This window comes from Collimonas sp. (genome assembly GCF_039923675.1).
Lineage (GTDB): Bacteria > Pseudomonadota > Gammaproteobacteria > Burkholderiales > Burkholderiaceae_D > Collimonas.
In genome coordinates, this window is sequence record NZ_JBDTCG010000112.1 from 1 (window position 1) to 22411 (window position 22411).

A 22411-nucleotide genomic window follows, 5' to 3' on the forward strand; every position below is an offset into this window, starting at 1 on the left:
GATTTCGTGCGGCGGGTTATTGCCGGTCGGGACGAGGTCCAGGCCCATGTTGTTGCTCCATGAATGCGTGCGGCGCATGTGTCGGTCGGTGCGTTGCGGCCGGCATGATGCGAACTGCGAAAGGGGGGAGGGCGCGCATTTTACCCCCAGCCGGTGCCGCGACACGCCAAAGCACATCACTCAAATGAAAACGGCGGCCCGATGGCCGCCGTTTTCGTATCGCGATAACGCTGGGATTACAGCAGCGGGACCATCAGCAAGGCCACGATATTGATGATCTTGATCAACGGGTTGATTGCCGGACCGGCGGTGTCCTTGTAGGGATCGCCGACAGTGTCACCGGTGACCGCGGCCTTGTGGGCCTCGGACCCCTTGCCACCGCAATGCCCGTCCTCGATGTACTTCTTGGCGTTATCCCATGCACCGCCGCCGGTGGTCATCGAAATCGCTACAAAAATACCGGTGACTATGGTGCCGATCAGCAGGCCGCCAAGCGCTTGCGCGCCCAGCAACAGGCCAACCACCACCGGCACCGCGACCGGCAACAGCGACGGCAGGATCATTTCCTTGATCGCCGACTTGGTCAGCATGTCCACGGCCCTGCTGTAATCGGGCTTGCCGGTGCCTTCCATGATCCCGGGAATCTCGCGGAACTGTCGGCGCACTTCCTCTACCACCGAACCTGCAGCACGGCCGACGGCTTCCATCGCCATCGCCCCGAACAGGTAGGGAATCAGGCCGCCGATAAACAGGCCGACGATCACCAACGGATTCGAAAGATCGAACGCGGTGCTTTTGCCGACTGAATCGAGGGCATGGGTGTAATCGGCAAACAGCACCAGCGCTGCCAGTCCGGCCGAACCGATGGCGTAGCCTTTGGTGACGGCCTTTGTGGTATTGCCGACCGCATCCAGTGGATCGGTGATCGCCCGTACCGAATCAGGCAAACCCGACATCTCGGCGATGCCGCCGGCGTTATCGGTAATCGGGCCGTAGGCGTCCAGCGCCACGATGATGCCGGCCATCGACAGCATCGCGGTGGCGGCGATGGCGATGCCATACAGGCCAGCAAGCCAGTAAGACGCCAGGATGGCGACGCACACTGCAAGCACCGGATAGGCGGTGGATTTCATCGAGACGCCGAGACCGGCGATGATATTGGTGCCGTGACCGGTGGTGGAAGCTTGTGCGATATGGCGCACCGGCTTGAAATCGGTGCCGGTGTAATACTCGGTGATGTACACCATCAGGCCGGTGAGGACGATGCCGATGAAGGCAGAGCCCATCATCGGCATCCGCATAGGTTCAGGCAGGATCAACCAGGTCACCACGGCAAAGCCGATCAGGCTCAGGATCGCCGCCCACCACAAGCCGGTGTACAGCGCCGACATGATCTTCTTGCCGGGCTTGGCCTTGACCATGGAACAGCCGACGATCGACGCCAGGATAGAGACGCCGCCCAAGGCCAGCGGATACAGCACCGCTTGCAGTTCGGCGCCGTGGATCAGCAACGAACCCAGCAGCATGGTCGCAATCAAGGTCACCACATAGGTTTCAAACAAGTCGGCCGCCATGCCGGCGCAGTCGCCGACGTTGTCGCCGACGTTATCGGCGATCACCGCCGGATTGCGCGGGTCGTCCTCTGGAATACCGGCTTCCACCTTGCCCACCAGGTCAGCGCCGACGTCGGCGCCCTTGGTAAAGATGCCGCCGCCGAGACGCGCGAAAATCGAAATCAGCGAAGCGCCGAACGCCAGGCCGATCAGTGGACGGATGATGTCGTGCAGTGATAATCCGGAAGGCCCGGCGAACGCCAGCAGCCATAAAAAGAACAAGGTCACGCCCAGCAGGCCCAGCCCCACCACCAGCATGCCGGTAATGGCGCCGCCGCGGAAAGCCACGTCCAGCGCCGGTCCTATGCCTTTGGTAGCGGCCTGTGCGGTGCGCACATTGGCGCGCACCGAAACATTCATGCCGATGAAGCCGCAAGCGCCGGACAAGACGGCGCCGATCAGGAAACCGGCGGCGGTCACCAGCCCCAAGCCAGGCAATATCGCAATAATGATAAACAACACCACGCCGACGATGGCGATGGTGCGGTACTGGCGCGCCAGGTAGGCTGCCGCGCCCTGTTGGATGGCGGCGGCAATTTCCTGCATGCGCGGATTACCGGGATCCTGCTTCAATATCCAGCTACGTGAGACCAGCCCGTAGATAACGGCGATGATGCCGCAAGCGACGGCAAACCATAGACTTGATGCCATGTTGACTCCTCCTGTTTTTCGAACGGCTGCACGACAAAATAAAACAATCACACCATTTCACCGGTCGTCGTGAACGCCAATCTGGCGTCCTTGGTTCCCGGCCGATACTGCGTAATGCAAAATTTTTCGTCGCCCTTTTATTTTCAGAGAAGTGCTTGGGCTGGCGTTGACTGGTTGCTGCTCCCGGTTTGCAATCGATTGAAACTTTGATTGATTCTAAATGACTTTAGCCAACCTTTATTGACTTAATGACTAAAAGAAAAAGCGGACCGAAGTCCGCTTTTTTTATACTTCCAACGCTGCAAACGCGCTGTCGCGTATTTGCTCGACCGGACCGACGCCGGCGATCTTGCGGTACTTGGGTGCGCCTGGCAAACCGGCCTTGGCCCAGTCGCCGTAATAATTGACCAGCACTTCGGTCTGCTCGTGATACACGGACAGGCGCTTCTTCACGGTTTCCACCTTGTCGTCATCGCGCTGGATCAGGTCTTCACCGGTGACGTCGTCCTTGCCCTCGACTTTCGGCGGGTTGAACGTGACATGGTAAGTACGGCCCGACGACAAATGCACGCGGCGGCCGCTCATGCGCTCGATGATGGCGCTGTCGGGCACGTCGATTTCCAGCACGTAATCAATCGAGACGCCTGCTTCTTTCATGGCGTCTGCCTGTGGAATGGTGCGCGGAAAGCCGTCGAACAGATAACCGTTGGCGCAATCGGCCTGCTTCAAGCGGTCTTTCACCAGGCCGATGATGATGTCGTCGGATACCAGGCCGCCTGCGTCCATCACCTTCTTCGCTTCGATACCGAGCGGAGTGCCAGCCTTGACTGCTGCGCGCAACATGTCGCCGGTGGAAATCTGCGGAATGTTGAATTTCTCTTTAATGAAAGTCGCTTGCGTGCCTTTACCGGCACCGGGCGCTCCTAAAAGGATGAGGCGCATGTTAAGTCCTAAGGTGAGTTTGTGAATTGATTGTGGCGACGGCGCACAGCTAGCTGACTAGCGACGTCTCCTGAGATGCTTATATATACCACGCTATCTTTGCATGAAACTTACCATACAATTTTACCAAACAGCCAGCCTTGGGCGCGATTTCTGTTGGTTCAACGATAATTTCTTGATACTTCCGGCCATTTTCACGTTCTGAAAAAGCTGCGTACCCGCTCCAGGTCTTCCTGCGTATCTACCCCGGGCGCCGGCGCCGCAGGCGCAATATGCACCGCAATCGGATAGCCGTGCCACAGCACCCGCAACTGCTCCAGCGCTTCAATCCGTTCCAATGGCGACACGGCCAGGGTCGGATAGGTTTGCAAAAAGCCATTGCTGTAGGCGTACAGGCCGATATGGCGCAACGGCAGATAATCTGCCGGTAACTGTTGTTGCGACTGTGCAAAACCATCCCGATGCCAGGGAATCGTCGCCCGCGAAAAATACAAGGCGCGCCCGGCCTGGTTCAATACTACCTTGACCACATTCGGATTGAACGCATCGGCCGCCAAGTCTATCGCGTGGGCAGCAGTCGCTATCGGCACCTCCGCCGAGATATGGGCAGCGGTAGCGGCGATCAGCGACGGATCGATCATCGGCTCGTCGCCCTGTACGTTGACCACCACGGCATCCGCAGCCAGTCCCAGCGCCGCCGCCACTTCCGCAATACGGTCGGTGCCCGAAGGATGATCGGAACGCGTCAAGCGCGCTGCAATGCCGTGCTGCGCGCACACTGCCAGGATTTCCGCGTGATCGGTGGCCACAATGACTTGCGCCGCGCCGGACTGCGCAGCGCGCTCGGCGGTGCGCACGATCATCGGCTTGCCGCCGATGTCGGCCAGCGGCTTGTTGGGCAACCGGGTGGATGCCAGCCGCGCCGGTATGATCACCGTGAAAGGCGTGGTCGAACTCACAATATCCCCCACCGCCTAGGCTGCAGGAGCAGCCGGGCTGTTCAGGTCGCGCGCCTGGTCGGCCCACATGATCGGGATGCCGTCACGGATCGGGTAGGCCAGCTTGTCGGCGTTGCAAATCAGTTCCCCGGCTTTCTTGTCGTGATGCAGCGGCCCTTTGCAGATCGGGCAGACCAGGATGTCAAGCAGTTGAGTGTCCACGGAGTTTCTCCAGAATTTGTTGTGACAGTGCGGCGTCAATCTGCGCCGTCACCGGAACGACCCAGATACGCGGGTCGTTTTTAATAGAAGCAATTTGCCGACATTTTACTGCATCCTTTTCGGTGATCAATATCACCTCGGCCTGCAGGGCGGCAAAAGGGTTGTCTGAAAAGTCATGATGATCGGGCAAGGCCATGCTATCGAACACCAGCCCGGCCGCACTCAGCATGCTGAAAAAGCGCTGCGGATTGCCGATGCCGGCCGCCGCAGTGATCTTGAGCGCCGGATCCCGCAGGCTGGCCAGCGCCCTCGCCTGCATCGGATCGCTCAACCGTTCAACCTGATCACCCACCAGTTGCATGCGAATCGAAGTCGTCGGCATGGATGCGGGAATCGATGGCGCATTAACCACGGTAAAGTCGCGCCGGCGCGTGGCCGGCTCACGCAAAGGCCCGGCCGGCAGCAGCCAGCCGTTGCCGGCGCCGCGGGCGTCGAACAAGACAATTTCGATATCGCGCTGCAAACGGTAATGTTGCAACCCGTCGTCGGACAGGATCAGGTTGACTTCAGGATGGGCTTGCAACAAGGCTTGCGCGGCTGCCACCCGGTCGCGCCCCACCATCACCGGACACTGCGCGCGGCCGGCAATCAGCAAAGGCTCATCGCCGACTTCGGCCGCCAGCGAGCTTGCGCCAACCTGTTGCACCAAAGGCTTGCCATCGCCGGACTGCGCGGCGTAGCCACGCGAAATCACACCGGGCACGTAACCGGCCTGGCGCAGCGCCTGCACCAGCCAGATCGTCAGCGGCGTCTTGCCGGTGCCGCCGACAAAAATATTCCCTACCACAATCACCGGCACCGGCAAGCGCGTGCTGGCTTGCCAGCCGGCGGCGTACAACCAGCGGCGCAGCGCCGCCAGCAAGCCAAACAGCAGCGACAGCGGCCAGAGCACGCATGCCAGCCAGCCGCGCCGCTGCCAGGCAGCACTCAGGGTTGCTTCAAGCGATGACTTATTTGTGGCCACTAGTCTGGGCCGCAAACGTGATCTTGTCGAAGCCTGCCAGACGCGCAGCTTCCAGCACATTGATCACGGTCTGATGGGTCGCCATGGCATCGGCATTGATGATCACCACCGGATCGCCCTTGCCTTGGCCATCGGCCTGCACCGCGTTCTTCAGGTCCAGCGCCAGCGACGCCGCATCCCTGGAAGACACTTGCACGTTGTTGACCGCATACTGCCCTTGCTGATTGACCGCCACGTTGATCTCTTGCGGTTGCGTCATCGCCTTGTCGGCGTCGGCGGTCGGCAAGGTAATTTGCAACGCAGTGAATTTACTGTAGCTGGTGGTCACCATCAGGAAAATCACGATCACTAGCAAGACGTCGATGAACGGGATCAGGTTGATTTCAGGATCTTCACGACCCTTGCCTTTACGGAAATTCATAGTTTTTGTCTTTGCTCTTATTTGCGCGCGCCATGCACGGTATCGACAAATTTTACCGCCTGCTGCTCCATGTCGACCACGAAGCCATCCACCAGAGCGCGGAAATGGCGATAGAAAATCAAGGCAGGCATTGCAATCGCCAAGCCGAAGCCGGTGTTATACAGCGCCACCGAAATACCGTGCCCGAGCTGGGTAGGATCAGCGCCGGCGCCGGTTGTCGCGCCAAAAATCTCGATCATCCCGACCACGGTGCCGAACAAGCCCATCAACGGCGCCAGCGAGGCGATCGTGCCCAGCGTTGTCAGGAAACGTTCGAGGTCATGGGCAGTCGCCTGCCCTGCTTCTTCAATCGATTCCTTCATCAGCTCGCGCGGCGCATCAACGTTGCGCAAACCGGCGGCCAGCACACGGCCCAGCGGTGAATTGGTTTCCAGGTTGGTCAGCACTTCGGTATTGATCTTGCCGTTGTGATAAACCCGTATCACTTCTTGCAACAACTGCGGCGGCAGAATCCGCGGGCGGCGTAGATAAACCAGACGTTCGATAATCAATGCGGTGGCAATGATGGAGGCAATTAGCAACAGCCAGATCGGCCAGCCCGCAGCTTGAATAATGGCAAACAAAAGAAACTCCTTGGTGAGATACGAATTCGGTAGGGTGAATCGCTAAAGCAGATGAGGGGTTCATCGGCATGGATGCAGAATGTAACGTGTTGAAGGCTTGCGGGCAAGCGCGACAAGCATTGCTGAGCAGAAATTTTTGATGCTGTGTTTTGTGTTGTTCAAACGATGCGCCGAGTTCCACACATATTATGTGAACAAGATTGTGGACAAGTCCCAAACTTGGCATTGAAGTCCATGATTTAAAAGGAGTTTTCCTTGCTGCTGAAAATATGAGCAGTTTTTTTCCAAAGCCGCCTGCCGATAGCAAGGAATAAAGTCCGCGGTAAGTAGGACGAAACATGACAGCCCACAACGACCTATGCGAGGAAGCCTGCACCAGGCTGCCGTCGACGCGGATGGCAGTCAAAGCAGGACGAAATGGCCAGTCCGGCTATCCGGCAAACACGCTTAAACCGGCAACGGATTGCGTTCCGTGAATCCCCGCTGGTGCCAGTAAGGATAGGTTGGCGTCACCGTGCTGGCGAGATCGAGCCTGGCGATCTGCTCTTTGTCAAGATTCCAGCCAACCGCGCCCAGGTTTTGCAACAACTGTTCTTCGCTACGCGCACCGATCACCACGGTGGAGACAGTGGGCCGCTGCAACAGCCAGTTCAGCGCGATTTGCGGAATACTCTTGCCGGTTTCATTGGCGATTTCCTGCAACACGTCCACTACTTTGTACAGCAGTTCATCGGCCACCGGCGGCCCCATGTCCGCCGTCTTGTGCAGACGGCTATTGGCCGGCAACGGCTGGCCGCGCTTGATCTTGCCGGTCAGCCGGCCCCAGCCCAACGGACTCCAGACCACTGCGCCGACGCCTTGGTCGAGGCCGAGCGGCATCAGTTCCGATTCGTAGTCGCGCCCTATCAGCGAGTAATAGGTTTGATTAGCGACATAGCGCGGATAGCCATAACGGTCGGCGACAGCCAGCGATTTCATCAGGTGCCAGCCGGAAAAATTCGATACGCCGACGTAGCGGATCTTCCCTGCGCGCACCAGATCGTCCAGGGTCGACAAGACTTCTTCAACCGGCGTCAAGGCGTCGAAGCCGTGCAGCTGGAACAGGTCGATATAATCGGTGCCAAGGCGTTTGAGCGCGGCATCGCAAGCCCGGATCAGGTGGAAGCGCGAAGATCCCACTTCATTCGCGCCGTCGCCGGAGCGGAAAGTGGCTTTGGTCGACAACAGCAGGCGATCCCGCCGCCCCTTGATCGCTTCGCCCAGCACCGCCTCGGCGGCGCCATCCGAATAAACGTCAGCGCTGTCGAACATGGTCAGGCCGGCGTCGAGGCAGATATCCACCAGCCGCTTCGCCTCGACAACATCGGTATTGCCCCAAGCGCCGAAAAATTCACCTTTGCCGCCAAACGTGCCCGTGCCAAAACTGAGTACCGGCACCGTGAATCCGGAGGCGCCTAAACGTCGATGTTCCATGGTTAACCTTTAGAAGAGTGAGGAAGAACTACTGCCTGGAAAAGCGTCGGATTATCATACCCCACAATAAAAATGCCTGACGCCGGCGCGCCATGATGGCATTGCGACAGCCACGGACCGATCCAGGCATCGAAAAATTTCACCCGTCTGCCGTCTCAAAGTTTTCCACAGATTTTGGGGATAACTTTGTGAACAAGTACACTGGATTCACACTAAGTCCTTGATTGGCATCGTGTTTTCACTGCTGTGAAAGATAGCTGCAAAAGCGCATGAAAATGCGTTTTACGAGCGACGCGGGATATTTTTCGGCATATTCGTGATAGTTTTGCCATCGCTGCCCGAGCGGATATCCACAAGCCGGCGACAATCCACAGTTACCCACAGAATATGTGGATAAGCTTGTGCGCAAGCCCACTGCGTTCCGGACAAGCCCTTGATTTGTTTCACTTTTCCACTGCTGTGCAGCGGCTGTGCTTTACAATATCGACGCCCGCGCTTGTAATCGACCGGGAGACTGACTATTCAACCGGAAACCAGCATGAATCTCTCCAGCACCAGCGACAATTATTCCAGCGGCCCGCAGGTATTGACTGTGTCCGCACTGAATCAAGCCGTTGCCCGCATGCTGGAACGCAGTTTTCCGCTGGCTTGGGTGTCCGGCGAAATCTCCAATTTCAAAAGCTACGCTTCCGGCCACTGGTACTTCACGCTGAAAGACGATGCGGCGCAAGTGCGCGGCGTGATGTTCAAGGGCCGCGCCCAGCACGCCGGCTTTACGCCGCGCGACGGCGACAAGGTTGAAGTGCGGGCGCTGGTGACGTTGTATGCGGCGCGCGGCGATTATCAACTCAATGTCGAGGCGATCCGGCGCGCCGGCGTCGGCAACCTGTACGAAGCATTTTTGCGCCTGAAGGAAAAGCTGAACGCCGAAGGCTTGTTCGATCCGGCGCGCAAGCGGCCGCTGCCGCCATTTGCGCGGACCATCGGCATCGTCACCAGCCTGCAGGCGGCGGCGCTGCGCGACATCCTGACCGCGCTGGCGCGCCGCGCGCCGCACGTGCGTGTGATCCTTTACCCTACGCCTGTGCAAGGCGATGGCGCCGCTGAAAAGATCGCGCGCGCCATCAATACCGCCGCCGCGCGCGCCGAGTGCGAGTTGTTGCTTGTCTGCCGTGGCGGCGGCAGCATCGAGGATTTATGGTCGTTCAATGATGAAGGCGTAGCGCGCGCGATTGTAGCCGCACCGATGCCGGTGATTTCCGGCGTCGGCCACGAAACCGATTTCACGATTGCCGACTTCGCCGCCGACTTGCGCGCCGCCACCCCGACCGCCGCCGCCGAGCTGGCGACCGTTCCGCGTAGTGATTGGCTGGCGACGCTGGAAGGCCATGCCGACGACCTCACCCGCGCCTTGCGCCGGCAACTTGGCGAAGCCAGCCAGACCCTGGACTGGCTGGGCCGTCGCCTAAGCAGTCCGGCTAGCACCATCGTTCATGAAAGAGTCAAGTTGCAGAGTCTGCAGAGCAGGCTGCAGCATGCGACCCGCATCCCGCTGACGCAATCACGCTATGCCTTGCTGAATTTGCGGACCCGCCTGAGCGCGCAAATTCCTAGCACCAAAGCGCCGCGCCAGGCATTGCTAGAGCAAAGCCGGCGCCTGAGCGGCGCGTTGGCGACCAAAAGCCGTAACGGCCGGCAGGCGCTGGCGGCCCTGAACGCGCAACTTGAGCTGCTGAATCCGCAACGCACGCTGGAACGCGGCTACGCCATCGTCTCCGACGCCAAGGGCCACGTGATTCGTGCGCCGAAAGAACTGCAGCCACGGCATTTCGTCACCGTGCAGCTGGCCGAAGGCAGCGCCAAGGTCGGCATAGATAGTGTTCAGGCAACGCTGGATTGAGTGCAAGTTGCCTACCACGCGATAGAAGTCGCATAAGCTTCGAATAAATATAACGGGAATGTGCAAGCTTGCTGCATGGAATAGCTAAGCGCTTTACAATAGCTCTTTCCTAGATACTGTTGATGAATTGTATAGGCAACAGCTTCTTTGTAATCCCAATAAAACACTAGGAAGGACCACAACATGGCACACACTCTCCCGCCTCTGCCGTACGCTCTGGATGCATTAGCTCCACACATTTCCAAAGAGACTCTGGAATTTCACTATGGCAAGCATCACCAGACCTATGTGACCAACCTGAACAACCTGATCCCGGGCACAGAATTCGAAAACCTGTCGCTGGAAGACACCGTCAAGAAATCATCCGGCGGCATCTTCAACAATGCGGCGCAAATCTGGAACCACACGTTCTACTGGCACAGCCTGTCTCCACAAGGCGGCGGCGCACCAACCGGCGCATTGGCAGATGCGATCAACGCCAAGTGGGGCTCGTTCGACAACTTCAAGGTTGAACTGACCAAGACTGCAGTCGGCACTTTCGGTTCCGGCTGGGCCTGGCTGGTGAAGAATGCTGACGGTTCGCTCGGCCTGGTATCGACTTCGAACGCTGCTACTCCGCTGACTACCGACGCCAAGCCTTTGATTACTGTCGACGTCTGGGAACATGCTTACTACATCGACTACCGCAACGCCCGTCCAAAATACCTGGAAGCATTCCTGGCATTGGCAAATTGGGAATTTGCTTCGAAGAATTTCGCATAAGCATTTCGCATAACGATAAATTTGTTATGGCCGATGAGGAAGTAAAAAACCTGTCGGCATGCACTTGAAAAAGGCGCTTACTTAACGGTAAGCGCTTTTTTGTTATCTACCGCTCCGGTTTCGATTCCCAGCCTTACTGCCAACGCGCCTCATAGGCGTCCAACGTCGATGGCGGCAAGTCGAAATGCGGCGGCGTCTGCGGCATCCGCTCGACCGGCGCAATTGCGCTAATCTTTCCGAACGATGACGCTACCGTTTGCCGCCATTGATCTACTTCAGCCGCCGTCAGATCGGCATGTTGCAAGCCATCGGCAAGCCGTGGCATCGATTGCAACCAGCGTCCGGTTTGCGCCAGCGAAACCCGCACCCGCCAGCCGCCGCCTTCAACTGCGCGCCGGTGCAGCGCACTGATGGCGCCGAATGCCGCGAGATAACCGGTAGCATGATCGAGCGCCTGGCATGGCAATTTGCCAGGCTTGTCGCTGCCCGCCGCCTGCCCTTCTTCCCAGGCGATCCCGGTAGCCGATTGCACCAGGCTGTCAAAACCGCGCCGCCCGGCCCAAGGGCCGGTATGGCCATAGGCGCAAAGACAGACTTCGATCAGCCCAGGCCGCAAGGCCTGCAGCGCATCGCTGGAAAAACCGTACGCCTCCAGCGCGCCGGGCCGGTAAGCGTGCAGTAAAACATCGGCGTCGCGTATCAGTTCACGCAGACGTGCGCGCCCTGCTTCGCTGCGTAAATCGAGCTGGGCGGCACGTTTGCCGCGGCCATTGTCGATCACCAGCGTCGGAATGTTCGGCAAATGCGCGGCGCTAATCGCCAGCACCTCGGCACCGTGTTGCGCCAAAGTGCGGCCGGCTACCGGCGCTGCGATCACGCGCGACAGATCGAGTACGCGCATGCCGCTTAGCGGCCGCTGCGGTGTCGCGCGCGGCAGTTCGGCGGGCGCCTCCTTGACATGTTCGATCTCGAACAGCGGCAACGCGGCAATGGCGGCAGCCTGCGGATGGGCGCGCCATTCTTCCGGACTGCGTATCAGCGCCACACACATACCTTCCTCTGCCAGCCGCGCATCGAGTTCCGCGGCGTTCCAGCCTGCGATGGCGGCAGCCACGGCGGCGCGGTTATCGGCGCATTGCAAGACGCGCAGCACGCCGTCGCGGTGATGCGGAAAATTGGTATGCAGTTGTATCCAGCGGCCGTCGCCTGCCTGGTAGTAACCGGCGATCGGACTCCAGGGATCGGCTGGCGGTTTGCCATCGATCAGCAGATAGCGTTCGCTGCGGAATATCGCCAATGCATGGTGCTGGTCGACGCTCACGGTTTGCTGGCGACCACCACGCAGATGCCAGAATTCAGCCGCCGCCAGCGCCTGGGCGCCGATGGTGGCGGATGCCAATGCGCCGACCGGGAATACCGACGGCAGCTGTGTCGCCAGATTTGAAAAAAACAATCGTTGCAGAGCGTCCTGATCACGACCGGCGGTATGCCAGATCGTGTCGATGAGTTTATGGGCCAAAGTATCGGGTTGCATAATCTTCCTTATTGCAAGTAAGGATTCAATCTAGAATTTGCCAACGGCCTGCGTCAATCTTGATTGCGGCAATTAATACAAAGAAATTTTCCGGATGAAGACATTGCTAACGGCTGATGAAGTGGCCAACTTGCTCGGCGTCAGTACGGCCACATTGTATTACTATGTCAGCCGCGGCTTGCTCGACTCCGTGCCAGGCAAAAGCATACGCAGCAAGCTGTACCCGCAAGACCAAGTGTTGCGCCTGCTACGTGGGATCTTTCGACTTCCTCGATTAAGCGATCGGCGGCCGGGCGATCGCGCGCCACAGCATCCTGAACAGCGCATTCGCCTGCAGCGCCAGCGCTTCCTTCTCGCCACGCATGGTGTGCATGTGCACCAGCCGTTCCAGGATGCCGATGAAATAATCCAGCAGGATTTTTTCATCCACTTCATCGGTCAGCACGCCTTGCGCACGGCCGTCGGTCAAGGTCTGCATTAAAACCTCCATCATTTCCGGCTGGCGGAAAGTACGGTCGCGGCCCCAGGCGCTGATCTGCAGCGAACTCATGATGAGCTGGCTCACCTTGGGATTGCGGTCGAAGAAATCCAGCACCACCCAGAACACCTTGCGCAACTTGTCCTGGCAACTCTCTATGCCCTGCAAGTGATCGAGCATGCGCGACGCCAGTGCTCCCAGCCAGGTTTCCAGGCAGGCAAACAGCAGCGCTTCCTTGCTGCCGTAGTATTTATAAATGGTTTGCAAAGAGACGCCAGCGACGCCGGCAATCTCGCCGAAGCTGACGCTGTGGAATTCCCGTTGCGAGAACAAATCCAGCACCGCGCTCTCTATCCTTTGCTGTATCGCCGATTTGAGCAAAGCGCGATCAAGGATGATTTTCTGTTTTTCCGAAGCCATGATTTTATTATTTGCACACTATGTGTAATTAATTTTACCATCATGTCGGTGCACTTCCCTGCTGCCTGCTTTAGAGGGGATTACCAATTGACGCTAAGCATCGCTTTCACTACAGTGGGTATTCAGCATAAATCAAACATCAATGTAAGTGTAATTTTTATTACATACGCACACAAGCCGGAGACGCCATGACTGAAGCATATATTTTCGATTCTGTACGGACCCCGCGCGGCAAGGGCAAGAAGGACGGCAGCCTGCATCAGGTAACGCCGGTCAATCTGCTGGCGCAACTGCTGCATGCTTTGGAACAGCGCAACCACCTGGATACGTCGCAGGTGGATGACGTGGTGCTCGGCTGCGTGACGCCGGTCGGCGAACAAGGCGCGGACATCGCGCGTACGGCCGTGCTGTATGCCGGCTGGGACCAGTCGGTGGCAGGCGTGACGCAATCACGCTTTTGCGCCTCCGGCTTGGAATCGGTCAATCTGGCGGCGATGAAAGTCATGTCTGGCCAGGAGCAGCTGGTGGTGGCGGGCGGCGTCGAAAGCATGTCGCGCTGGGCCATGGGCTCGGATGGCGGTGCCTGGTTCATGGACCCGCGGGTCAACCAGAGCACCGGCTTTGCGCCGCAAGGCATAGGCGCCGACCTGATCGCCACGCTGGAGAATTTCTCGCGCAGCGATGTCGACAACTTCGCCCTCCAATCACAGAAGAAAGCCGCATTGGCACGGGCCGAAGGCCGCTTCAACAAATCCCTTATCCCGGTGACCGACCTCAACGGCCTGGTGATACTGGACCATGACGAAACCATCCGCGCGCAAACCACGATAGAGAACCTGGCGGCGCTGAATCCTGCGTTTGAGCAGATCGGCCAGATGGGTTTCGATGCGACTGCGCTGCGCAAATATACGACCGTCGAGAAAATCAATCACGTGCACCACGCGGGCAATTCTTCGGGTATCGTCGACGGCGCGGCGCTGGTGCTGGTTGGCAGCAAGGAAATGGGCGAGAAGCTGGGATTGAAACCACGCGCCCGGATCGTCGCGACCGCCGTCACCGGCTCGGAACCGACCATCATGCTGACCGGGATTGCGCCGGCGGCGCGCAAGGCGCTCGCCAAGGCCAAGATGTCAGCCAAGGATATCGACCTGTTTGAAATCAATGAAGCGTTCGCCGCAGTGGTCATGCGCGCTATCCGCGACCTGGATATCGATCCGGCGCGGGTCAATGTCAACGGCGGCTCGATAGCGATGGGCCATCCGCTGGGAGCCACCGGTGCCATGATTCTCGGCACCGCGCTTGACGAGCTGGAGCGCAGCGGCAGGAAGACCGCGCTGATCTCGCTATGCGTCGGCGGCGGCATGGGTATTGCCACGATTATCGAACGCGTTTAATTCACTGACCGGACAAAAGATCATGAGCGTAAATTTTCAAAAAGACAGCGACGACATCGTTACCTTGACTCTGGACATGCCGGGTCGTTCGATGAACGTGTTGAACGATGCGCTAACCGCGCCATTCATGGAAGCGATTACCCGGATCGAAGCGGATCCGACGATTACCGGCGTCATCATCACTTCCGGTAAAGCAGATTTCGTTGCCGGCGCCGATATCGAAAAGCTGTATCAGATCACTGAAGCGCAAGCAGCTTTCGACCTGGTGCAGGAATTCAAGGGATTCATGCGACGCCTGGAACTGTGCGGGCGGCCAGTGGTGGCTGCGCTCAATGGCACCGCGCTGGGTGGCGGCCTGGAACTGGCGCTGGCTTGCCATCACCGTATCGCCATCGATAATCCGAGAGCCAAGTTCGGCTTGCCGGAAGTCAAGCTCGGCCTGCTGCCGGGCGGCGGCGGCACGCAGCGCTTGCCGCGCATGATCGGCATCCAGAGCGCGCTGCAACTGATCCTGGAAGGCAAGGAACTGCGCGCCGAAGAAGCGCTGCAACAGGGCATCATCCAGGAGTTGGCCAGCGATAAGGAGGAGATGCTGGCAAAAGCCAAAGCCTGGTGCCTGGCCAACCCTAAAGCGAAACAGCCTTGGGACGACAAGAAATTCCGCTGGCCAGGAGGAGATTCGCGCAGCCCGGGCAATGGCCAGCTGTGGGCGATCGCACCGTCCATGGCCAGCGCCAAGACCCATGGCAATTATCCGGCCGCCACCAACATCCTGAGCTGCGTATTCGAAGGCGGGATTGTGGATTTCGATACCGCCTGCAAAATCGAATCGCGCTACTTCGTCAATTGCGCCTTGTCGCCGGTCGCCAAGAACATGATCGGCACTTTGTGGTTCCAGCTCAACGCCATCAACAAGGGCAAATCGCGTCCTGAAGGCTGTGCGCCATCCAAGGTCAGCAAGGTCGGCATCCTCGGGGCTGGCATGATGGGCGCGGGGATTGCCTACGCTTCGGCGAAAGCTGGCATCGATGTGGTGCTGCTGGATAACAGCCTGGAAACTGCGGAAAACGGCAAGAACTATTCCAGCAAGCTGCTCGACAAGTCGATTCGCCGCAAACAGCAGACCGAAGCCGGCAAAAGCGCCTTGCTTGCCCGTATCCATCCGACCGTCGATTTTAACGACATGGCGGGCTGCGATCTAATTATCGAAGCGGTGTTTGAAGACCGCGAGATCAAGGCTGCGGTGACCAAGAAAGCCGAAGCGGTGCTCAGCGCTGACGCCATCTTCGCCTCCAACACATCGACACTGCCGATCACCGGCCTGGCGCAAGCCAGCGTGCGTCCAGCCAATTTCATCGGCCTGCATTTCTTTTCGCCGGTGGACAAGATGCCGCTGGTGGAAATTATTGTCGGCGAACATACCAGCCAGCAGACGCTGGCGCGTGGTTTCGACTATGTGCAGCAAATCAAGAAGACGCCGATCGTGGTCAATGATTCGCGCGGCTTCTATACCTCGCGCGTGTTTGGCACTTATGTAATGGAAGGCCTGAAGCTATTGATGGAGGGCCAGCATCCGCGCGCCATTGAAATGGCCGGCTTGCAAGCCGGCATGCCGGTAGGACCGTTGGCGGTGCATGACGAAGTCAGCCTGTCCTTGTCGTTGCATATCCTGCAGCAAACGCGCAAGGACTTCGCTGAAGCGGGCAAGCCGTTTGCTGGACATCCGGCCGATGCGGGGTTGGAAAAAATGGTGGCGCAACTGGACCGCAAGGGCAAGAAAGCGGGCAAGGGCTTTTATGATTATCCGGAAAATGAAAGCAAGCACCTGTGGCCGGGATTGCAGCAAGCTTTCCCGTTGGCGGCGACGCAATTGCCGCAAAAGGATCTGATCGAGCGGATGATGTTTGTGCAGGCTAACGAGGCTGCCAAATGCTATGAAGAGAAAGTGGTGCTGACGGTCGCGGATACCAATATCGGCAGCATTTTCGGTTGGGGCTTTGCACCGTTCCAGGGCGGTGCGCTGCAATACATCAATGCCTATGGCGTCGCCAATTTCGTCAAGCGTGCAGAGCAGCTGGCGGAGCGGTTCGGCAGCTATTTCGCACCGGCGACGATACTGGTGAAAATGGCGGAGCATGGCAAACATTTCGAATAACTTCCATTACCCCGTTCCGACCGAGTCGTTCCCGCGCACGCGGGCGCCAAGGTGGGGAATCCATCTTAGCCACACTGGCACTCTGTAAACTGGATCCCCGCGTGCGCGGGGATGACACTGTTTTTTTTAAAGGTAAGCTTAAGCGATCCTGCTGGCATCGAACAACGAAGGAATCCGTTGCGCCAGCATCATGTCGCCCTTCAGTTTCAGCTTGCCGCTCATGAACGCCATGGCACCGTTGAGTTCGCCTTTCAGCAAGGCCTTCAGATCGTCATCCGCCATCGTCAGCGTGACGTCGGACGCATCGGCCACGCCGTCGTGAGCGGTACATTTTCCGTGGTCGATCAGCAGGTACATCGGCTTTGAAATGTCGAACTGGATGGTGTTTTGCATGTTCGCTGCAGCGGCGCTGTCCAGCGCCGTCGGCATGAGTTTGATGATGTCGTTGACTGTCATTGCATTTCCTCTGGTTATTTAAAAAATCTGTTGCCGATATATTCCGCCATTCATTCCCATCCGACCGCACTGCGTATCTGCAGTTCCCGCTCCATCAGCCCGGCGTAGCGCTTTTCCACTTCATTGCGCTTGACCTTCATGGTCGGCGTCATCAAGCCATTATCTATGCTCCAGGCGTCTTTCAACACCACGCACTTGGCGATCTTTTCATGCGGCTCCAGCGTCGCATTGACCGACGCCATATCGGCGATCAAGCCCTGCTCCACCTCGGCGCGCGGCTTGTTGCGGGCCGTCGCGGTCAGGGTCACCGCCATTACCGGCTGATTCATGCCGCTGCCGATGAACAGCAGGTTTTCCAGGTCCGTATTGCGCGCCAGCAGACATTCAATCGGCGCCGGCGCCACATATTTTCCCTTGGCGGTCTTGAAGATGTCCTTGACCCGGCCGGTGATGTACAGATAGCCGTCTTCATCCACCCTGCCCTTGTCGCCGGTGCGCAGATAACCATCTTCGGTAAACGCCGCGCGCGTGCTTTCCGGATCCTTGTAATACCCCATCATCAAGCCCGGATGCTTGAACAGGATTTCGCCATCATCGGATAACTTGAAGCCGGCGTTCTGCGGCGGCTTGCCGACCGAGCCGATGCGATTCTGGTCCGGCAGGCAAGCGCTGGAATAGACCGACGCTTCGGTCGGCGCATATCCCTGCAGCACCACCAAACCCAGGTTGCGCTTGTACCAGTCCAGCAGCGCTGCCGGTATCGGCGCCGCTCCTGACAGGCAAAAACGCACGTTCTGCAAACCGACGGCGACCCGGATTTTGCGCCGGATTATCGTGCGCAGCAAGGGTATTGCCATCAAGCGGTCAAGTTTCTGTTGCGGCATCTTGTGCAGGATGGCGGTCTGGATCCGGCCATAGACCAGCGGCACGCCGAAGAAGCGGGTCGGCGCTACCTGCGCCAGCTGTTCACCCATCTTGTCGACATTCTCCAGGAAATGGACCTCGCCACCGTTGTAGCAACTGGGCAGCGCAATCGCAAAACGTTCGAATGCATGGGCCAGCGGCATATAGGAAAAATAGCGCTCCTGACCCGGGGATGGGGCCAGGTTCATGATGCTGTATACCGCAAACAGCACATTGGCGTAACTGAGCATCACCCCTTTCGGATTGCCGGTGGTGCCGGAGGTGTAGATCAAGGTCATCAACGCTTCCGTCGGCGGCGTCTGGTAATCATCCAATGGCATCGGTGCAGTCGCGGCGACCAGATCATCCCACTTGTGTTGTCCCGGCGGCGCTTCTTGATAGGGGAAAGAAATGGTGCAGACCGAGGGAGGAATCGCTCCCATGAAATCGTCAGCGTCCGGCATCGGCCCCAGGAACACCGCCTTGGCTTCGCTATGTTCGAAGATATAGCGCGTGGTGGCCGCTGCCTGCTTGGGATACATGCCGACGCTGACGTGGCCGGCCATGGCGATCGCCAAGTCTGCCATGATCCAGTGCGCGGTGTTGCGGCCCGAGATGCAGATGCGGCTGCCGGGCTCCCAATTCATGGCTTTCAAGGCCGCTGCCATGCGCCTTATCTGATCGCTGCCTTGCGCCCAGGTGGTGGTTTTCCACTGCCCGAGAACCGGCTGGAACAGCCAAGGAGCACTGGGTTTTGTCGCGGCCCATTGCAACATCATTTGCACTGAATTCTTTTGTTCGTCCACGGGTGTCTCCTCGCACGAAGTTCAGGAAAGCTGCTTGCTGGTTTTTTTATATTTTCTATCGACTTGCTTTACAACACTTACATCCTTCAGACCGCGCCGCTCGCCGCCAGTGCGGCCAACGCCTGGTCATCAATCCCCGCCAGCTGCGCCAGCACAATGGCGGTATCCGCCCCTAGCGCCGGACAGCCGCCAGTTACCGTAACATCGGCATCGCTAAACCGGATCGGCAGGTCCGACAAAGGCTTGCCGTCCTCCATTCTGATCAGGCCGCGCGCCTTGACCTGCGGATTGGCGAGTGCTTCCTGCGGGCTGTAGATGCCCGACACGCAGCAATCAAGGTCCGCCAGCAGGATTTCCCATTCGTCGCGTGAGCGCGTCTTGAATAATAAGCCGAGGGCGTTCCGCAACGCAGCGCCATCCGCTCCCGGCGCCAACGGCAAAGCAGCCAGGTCGGGCCGGTCGACCGCCTTGCAGAAATTGAAAAAGAATTTGGGTTCGAGCGCCGCCAGCGCCACATGCTTGCCGTCGGCGCAGACATAGATGCTGTAATTGGGCAGGCCTCCACTCAGCACGTCGCCGCCGCGCGCCTGGCTTTCGCCCATGGTGCGGATGGTCGCCAGCGACAGCGCCTGCAGCGCCAGCGTGCCATCCAGCATGCCGACGTCGACCAGCGTGCCCTGCCCCGACGCTTGCGCGCCAATCACGGCGGCAAGGATGCCCAGGGCGCAGGTGAGTGCGCCGCCGGCGAGGTCGGCGCTTTGGAAATTCGAGAGTGCCGGCGCGCCATCGGCGACGCCGGTTTGATCCAGCAAACCGGCATACGCGCAGTAGTTCATGTCGTGTCCGGCGCGGTCTTTATAGGGACCGGTCTGGCCGTAACCGGTCAGCGCTGCGTAGACCAGGCGTGGATTGATCTGCTTCAAAGTTTGATAGCCGCAGCCGAGCTTGTCCATCACCCCGGGCCGGAACGATTCGATCAGGACGTCGGCTTCCGCCACCATCAGCTTCAGCACCTCGACCGCTTGCGGCTGTCGCAAGTCGAGGGTAACCGATTTTTTGCCACGATTGACCAGGATGAACAACTCCGGCGCCAGCATGCGGGCGTAATCGCCGCCCTGCGGCTCTTCCAGCTTGATTACCTCGGCCCCCAGTTGCGCCAGGTAAAAGCTGCAAAAGGGGCCGGGCAGCAAACGGGTCAGGTCGAGCACCCGGATGCCGGACAGGAGCGGATTGGCCATGGCCGGTGCTACTTGCCGAACGGTGAGTTGACGCCTTGCAGAATCGACATCAGCGATTCGCCGATGGTCTTGGGATAAGTGGCGTCGCTGAAATCTCCAATCTCCGCCCATTTCTCCGCCACTTCCTCAGGACCGAAAGCCTGCCCCTGGAAATGATGGCCCTGGGTGCGCTCCCAGCGCAGCTTGGCATGGAAACCGGCGCCAACCTCGAACAGGCTGCCGCTTTCCTTGCAGCTTTCATGACACAGGTAAGCCGCCAGCGGCGCTACGTATTCGGGCTTCAGCGCTTCCAGCATTTGCGGCGGCATCACTGTCTCGGAAATGCGCGAACCGGCCAGCGGCGCGATGATGTTGACCAGTACGTTCTTGGAAGCGCCTTCAACCGCCAGCGTATTCGCCATGCCGATCAAACCCATCTTGGCCATGCTGTAGTTGGCCTGGCCGAAATTGCCGTAGATGCCGGCCGCAGATGTGGTCATGACGATGCGGCCGTAGCCCTTGTTACGCATGTGCGGCCACGCTGCATGAGTCACCCGGAACGCACCCAGCACGTGGACGCGATAGATCAAATCCCAGTCATCTTCCGTCATCTTGGCGAAGCTGCTGTCACGCAAAATACCGGCGTTGTTGATCACGATATCGATGCCGCCGAATTGGTCGAGCGCGGTCTGCACGATCTTGCCGCCATCTTCCACGGAATCGTAGTTGGCGACGGCCTCGCCGCCGGCGGCGACAATCTCGGCCACCACCTGGTCGGCGGCAGCGCTGGACTTGCCGCCGCCGTGGACGTCGCCGCCCAGGTCATTCACCACCACCTTGGCGCCGCGCGCTCCCAGCAGCAAAGCGTGAACCCGACCCAGGCCATTGCCGGCGCCGGTGACTATTGCAACGCGACCGTCGTAACGCAATTCATTTGTCATGATATCTATCTTTAATTAATTGGAAAAACCTGCTCCCGGCAATCTAACGCTCAGATTGTCCGCGAAATAATCTCTTTCATGATTTCATTGGTGCCACCATAGATACGCTGGGCGCGGGCATCGATGAAGGCGCGCGCAATCGGATACTCTTGCATGAAACCATAACCGCCGTGCAGTTGCAAACATTGATCCAACACCTTGCCTTGCAGGTCGGAGCACCAGTACTTGGCGGCAGCGGCGGCGTCCACCCGCAGCTCGCCCTTGACTTCCAGCTCGACGCAACGGTCGACAAACACCCGCGCAATCTGCAGCTCGGTTTTCATCTCGGCCAGCTTGAAGCGGGTATTCTGGAATGAGGACACCGACCGGCCGAACGCCTGGCGGTCACGCGTGTATTCGATGGTAAGGTCCAGCATCGCTTCCGCATTGGCCACCGAGGTGATGGCGATCAACAGCCGCTCCCAGGCCAGTTCCTGCATCAGCATGGTGAAGCCGGCGCCGACCTGGCCGACGATATTGGTCTTCGGCACCCGTACATTTTCAAAGAACAGTTCGCAAGTATCCTGCGCTTTCATGCCGATCTTCTTCAGCGGCTTGCCCTTGCTGAAGCCCGGGCGATCGGCTTCGATCACCAGCAGCGAGACATTCTTGGCGCCGCGCGCCTTGTCGCCTACCTTGAGCGCCACCACCACCATGTCGCTGTTATAGCCGTTGGTGATGAAAATCTTGGAACCGTTGACGATGTAGTCGTTGCCATCCTCGATCGCCGTGGTCTGTATCGCCTGCAGATCCGAACCGGTGCCGGGTTCCGACATGGCGATCGCTGTGATCACGGTGCCCGCCGCCATTTTCGGCAGCCATGCCTGTTTCAATTCTTCGCTGCCGTAGCGCAGCAGGTAAGGCGCGACGATGTCCGAGTGCAAAGGCCAGCCGATACCGGAGGCGTTGGTGCTGGCCAGTTCTTCCAGCACGATGGTGCTGAATTTGCGGTCGACACCGGAACCGCCGTAGTTTTCCGGCATGTTGGTGCAAAGGAAACCCAGTTCGCCGGCGCGTTGCCAGATATCACGGTCGACAAAGCCCTGCTCTTCCCAGCCGGCGTGACGCGGCAAGACTTCAGCATCGAGGAAACGGCGCAGGTTTTGGCGGAATTCTTCGTGGTCGGCATTGAACAGCTGGCGCGGGATCATTGAGTCTCCTGATATTTTTATAATGTGTAATTTAATTTACACTTAGATTGGTTTTAAATGAAAAACCATGCAAACGATGGTATTTAAGGATTTATCGCATGTCAATCTTAAAGCTAGTGCGATGCCTCGGGTAATGAGTAATTTTTATTACACTTGTGTATTTTCCAAACTCCGGTGACGGGCAACAACTACCGGCAAGGGACAAGGCACGCAGGTAGACTGCTGCAGCTAATCCCCAAAACAAACATTGCGCCGCCTATAAAGTCACCTATAGAATCCGGCTTTACAGAACCTCGGTTTGGGACGAGTCCTAAACCGTCACGCGGTCGTCATATCGATCCGCTATCA

Annotated in this window: 19 protein-coding genes and 1 pseudogene; 5 read left to right on the forward strand and 15 right to left on the reverse strand. The window is 58.5% G+C overall.

The genetic code is table 11. The annotated features are described in order from the left end of the window. Nucleotides 1–236: 236 nt before the first annotated feature. From ABI171_RS24400 to ABI171_RS24435, 8 genes are all read right to left on the reverse strand, one after another. Nucleotides 237–2264 carry a sodium-translocating pyrophosphatase gene (locus tag ABI171_RS24400; protein ID WP_348095147.1) on the reverse strand — a complete coding sequence of 676 codons (2028 nt, stop codon included), beginning with the start codon at nucleotides 2262–2264 and terminating at the stop codon, nucleotides 237–239. 285 nt (nucleotides 2265–2549) lie between these two features. Next, nucleotides 2550–3206 carry an adenylate kinase gene (gene adk / locus ABI171_RS24405; protein ID WP_348095148.1) on the reverse strand — a complete coding sequence of 219 codons (657 nt, stop codon included), beginning with the start codon at nucleotides 3204–3206 and terminating at the stop codon, nucleotides 2550–2552. Nucleotides 3207–3400: 194 nt separating this feature from the next. Then, on the reverse strand, nucleotides 3401–4165 hold the full coding sequence (gene kdsB / locus ABI171_RS24410) for a 3-deoxy-manno-octulosonate cytidylyltransferase (protein ID WP_348095149.1): 765 nt from the start codon (nucleotides 4163–4165) through the stop codon (nucleotides 3401–3403). Nucleotides 4166–4180: 15 nt separating this feature from the next. Beyond that, complete coding sequence (locus ABI171_RS24415) at nucleotides 4181–4366, reverse strand: Trm112 family protein (RefSeq protein ID WP_348095150.1); 186 nt, start codon at nucleotides 4364–4366, stop codon at nucleotides 4181–4183. Further along, entirely contained in the window at nucleotides 4347–5390 is a 1044-nt protein-coding gene (lpxK, locus tag ABI171_RS24420) for a tetraacyldisaccharide 4'-kinase (RefSeq protein WP_348095151.1), read from the reverse strand. The genes ABI171_RS24415 and lpxK overlap by 20 nt, the downstream gene beginning before the upstream one ends. Continuing rightward, nucleotides 5377–5811, reverse strand: a complete 435-nt coding sequence (locus ABI171_RS24425) for a biopolymer transporter ExbD (RefSeq protein ID WP_348095152.1) — start codon at nucleotides 5809–5811, stop codon at nucleotides 5377–5379. The genes lpxK and ABI171_RS24425 overlap by 14 nt, the downstream gene beginning before the upstream one ends. Before the next feature lie 17 nt (nucleotides 5812–5828). Beyond that, nucleotides 5829–6434: a MotA/TolQ/ExbB proton channel family protein gene (locus tag ABI171_RS24430; protein ID WP_348095153.1), complete on the reverse strand. Its 606-nt coding sequence runs from the start codon at nucleotides 6432–6434 to the stop codon at nucleotides 5829–5831. A gap of 447 nt (nucleotides 6435–6881) precedes the next feature. After that, entirely contained in the window at nucleotides 6882–7907 is a 1026-nt protein-coding gene (locus ABI171_RS24435) for an aldo/keto reductase (protein ID WP_348095154.1), read from the reverse strand. Between the two features lie 538 nt (nucleotides 7908–8445). On the opposite strand from ABI171_RS24435, the gene xseA reads away from it, so the two are divergent. Together xseA and sodB are read left to right on the forward strand one after the other, a co-directional pair. Then, nucleotides 8446–9807, forward strand: coding sequence for an exodeoxyribonuclease VII large subunit (gene xseA, locus ABI171_RS24440; protein ID WP_348095155.1), 1362 nt, complete (start codon nucleotides 8446–8448; stop codon nucleotides 9805–9807). A 183-nt stretch (nucleotides 9808–9990) separates the two neighbouring features. Beyond that, a complete protein-coding gene (gene sodB / locus ABI171_RS24445) occupies nucleotides 9991–10569 on the forward strand; it encodes a superoxide dismutase [Fe] (protein ID WP_348095156.1) in 579 nt (192 codons plus the stop codon). 133 nt (nucleotides 10570–10702) lie between these two features. Here sodB and ABI171_RS24450 read toward each other — a convergent pair whose 3' ends face one another. After that, entirely contained in the window at nucleotides 10703–12103 is a 1401-nt protein-coding gene (locus ABI171_RS24450) for a CoA transferase (RefSeq protein ID WP_348095157.1), read from the reverse strand. Nucleotides 12104–12197: 94 nt separating this feature from the next. On the opposite strand from ABI171_RS24450, the pseudogene ABI171_RS24455 reads away from it, so the two are divergent. Then, nucleotides 12198–12344, forward strand: a pseudogene (locus ABI171_RS24455) (helix-turn-helix domain-containing protein); the annotation flags it as partial. Nucleotides 12345–12377: 33 nt separating this feature from the next. Here the strand turns inward: ABI171_RS24455 and ABI171_RS24460 are convergent. After that, the gene (locus tag ABI171_RS24460; RefSeq protein WP_348095158.1) at nucleotides 12378–13001 is read right to left on the reverse strand and encodes a TetR/AcrR family transcriptional regulator; all 624 of its coding nucleotides are present in this window, start codon (nucleotides 12999–13001) and stop codon (nucleotides 12378–12380) included. 188 nt (nucleotides 13002–13189) lie between these two features. Here ABI171_RS24460 and ABI171_RS24465 point away from each other — a divergent pair, with 188 nt between their 5' ends. Then, on the forward strand, nucleotides 13190–14395 hold the full coding sequence (locus ABI171_RS24465) for an acetyl-CoA C-acetyltransferase (protein WP_348095159.1): 1206 nt from the start codon (nucleotides 13190–13192) through the stop codon (nucleotides 14393–14395). A 22-nt stretch (nucleotides 14396–14417) separates the two neighbouring features. Continuing rightward, the gene (locus ABI171_RS24470; protein ID WP_348095160.1) at nucleotides 14418–16550 is read left to right on the forward strand and encodes a 3-hydroxyacyl-CoA dehydrogenase NAD-binding domain-containing protein; all 2133 of its coding nucleotides are present in this window, start codon (nucleotides 14418–14420) and stop codon (nucleotides 16548–16550) included. Between the two features lie 138 nt (nucleotides 16551–16688). Here ABI171_RS24470 and ABI171_RS24475 read toward each other — a convergent pair whose 3' ends face one another. The 5 genes from ABI171_RS24475 to ABI171_RS24495 all read right to left on the reverse strand — a co-directional run bounded on the left by ABI171_RS24475 (nucleotide 16689) and on the right by ABI171_RS24495 (nucleotide 22063). Continuing rightward, entirely contained in the window at nucleotides 16689–17006 is a 318-nt protein-coding gene (locus ABI171_RS24475) for an SCP2 sterol-binding domain-containing protein (RefSeq protein WP_348095161.1), read from the reverse strand. Nucleotides 17007–17056: 50 nt separating this feature from the next. Then, complete coding sequence (locus ABI171_RS24480; RefSeq protein WP_348095162.1) at nucleotides 17057–18715, reverse strand: AMP-binding protein; 1659 nt, start codon at nucleotides 18713–18715, stop codon at nucleotides 17057–17059. Nucleotides 18716–18801: 86 nt separating this feature from the next. Beyond that, nucleotides 18802–19953 (reverse strand): CaiB/BaiF CoA-transferase family protein, encoded by a 1152-nt coding sequence (locus ABI171_RS24485; protein ID WP_348095163.1) that lies wholly within the window; start codon nucleotides 19951–19953, stop codon nucleotides 18802–18804. Nucleotides 19954–19961: 8 nt separating this feature from the next. Then, nucleotides 19962–20873, reverse strand: coding sequence for an SDR family oxidoreductase (locus tag ABI171_RS24490; protein ID WP_348095164.1), 912 nt, complete (start codon nucleotides 20871–20873; stop codon nucleotides 19962–19964). Nucleotides 20874–20923: 50 nt separating this feature from the next. After that, complete coding sequence (locus tag ABI171_RS24495) at nucleotides 20924–22063, reverse strand: acyl-CoA dehydrogenase family protein (protein WP_348095165.1); 1140 nt, start codon at nucleotides 22061–22063, stop codon at nucleotides 20924–20926. Nucleotides 22064–22411 lie beyond the last annotated feature (348 nt).

Excerpts from the sequence above, each read along its gene's own strand:
- ABI171_RS24460 (WP_348095158.1), bottom strand. The coding sequence starts at position 13,001 with ATGGCTTCGGAAAAACAGAAAATCATCCTTGATCGCGCTTTGCTCAAA.
- adk (WP_348095148.1), bottom strand. The coding sequence starts at position 3,206 with ATGCGCCTCATCCTTTTAGGAGCGCCCGGTGCCGGTAAAGGCACGCAA.
- sodB (WP_348095156.1), top strand. The coding sequence starts at position 9,991 with ATGGCACACACTCTCCCGCCTCTGCCGTACGCTCTGGATGCATTAGCT.
- ABI171_RS24400 (WP_348095147.1), bottom strand. The coding sequence starts at position 2,264 with ATGGCATCAAGTCTATGGTTTGCCGTCGCTTGCGGCATCATCGCCGTT.
- ABI171_RS24465 (WP_348095159.1), top strand. The coding sequence starts at position 13,190 with ATGACTGAAGCATATATTTTCGATTCTGTACGGACCCCGCGCGGCAAG.
- xseA (WP_348095155.1), top strand. The coding sequence starts at position 8,446 with ATGAATCTCTCCAGCACCAGCGACAATTATTCCAGCGGCCCGCAGGTA.
- ABI171_RS24425 (WP_348095152.1), bottom strand. The coding sequence starts at position 5,811 with ATGAATTTCCGTAAAGGCAAGGGTCGTGAAGATCCTGAAATCAACCTG.
- ABI171_RS24435 (WP_348095154.1), bottom strand. The coding sequence starts at position 7,907 with ATGGAACATCGACGTTTAGGCGCCTCCGGATTCACGGTGCCGGTACTC.
- ABI171_RS24470 (WP_348095160.1), top strand. The coding sequence starts at position 14,418 with ATGAGCGTAAATTTTCAAAAAGACAGCGACGACATCGTTACCTTGACT.
- ABI171_RS24485 (WP_348095163.1), bottom strand. The coding sequence starts at position 19,953 with ATGGCCAATCCGCTCCTGTCCGGCATCCGGGTGCTCGACCTGACCCGT.
- ABI171_RS24475 (WP_348095161.1), bottom strand. The coding sequence starts at position 17,006 with ATGACAGTCAACGACATCATCAAACTCATGCCGACGGCGCTGGACAGC.
- ABI171_RS24495 (WP_348095165.1), bottom strand. The coding sequence starts at position 22,063 with ATGATCCCGCGCCAGCTGTTCAATGCCGACCACGAAGAATTCCGCCAA.
- ABI171_RS24450 (WP_348095157.1), bottom strand. The coding sequence starts at position 12,103 with ATGCAACCCGATACTTTGGCCCATAAACTCATCGACACGATCTGGCAT.
- ABI171_RS24490 (WP_348095164.1), bottom strand. The coding sequence starts at position 20,873 with ATGACAAATGAATTGCGTTACGACGGTCGCGTTGCAATAGTCACCGGC.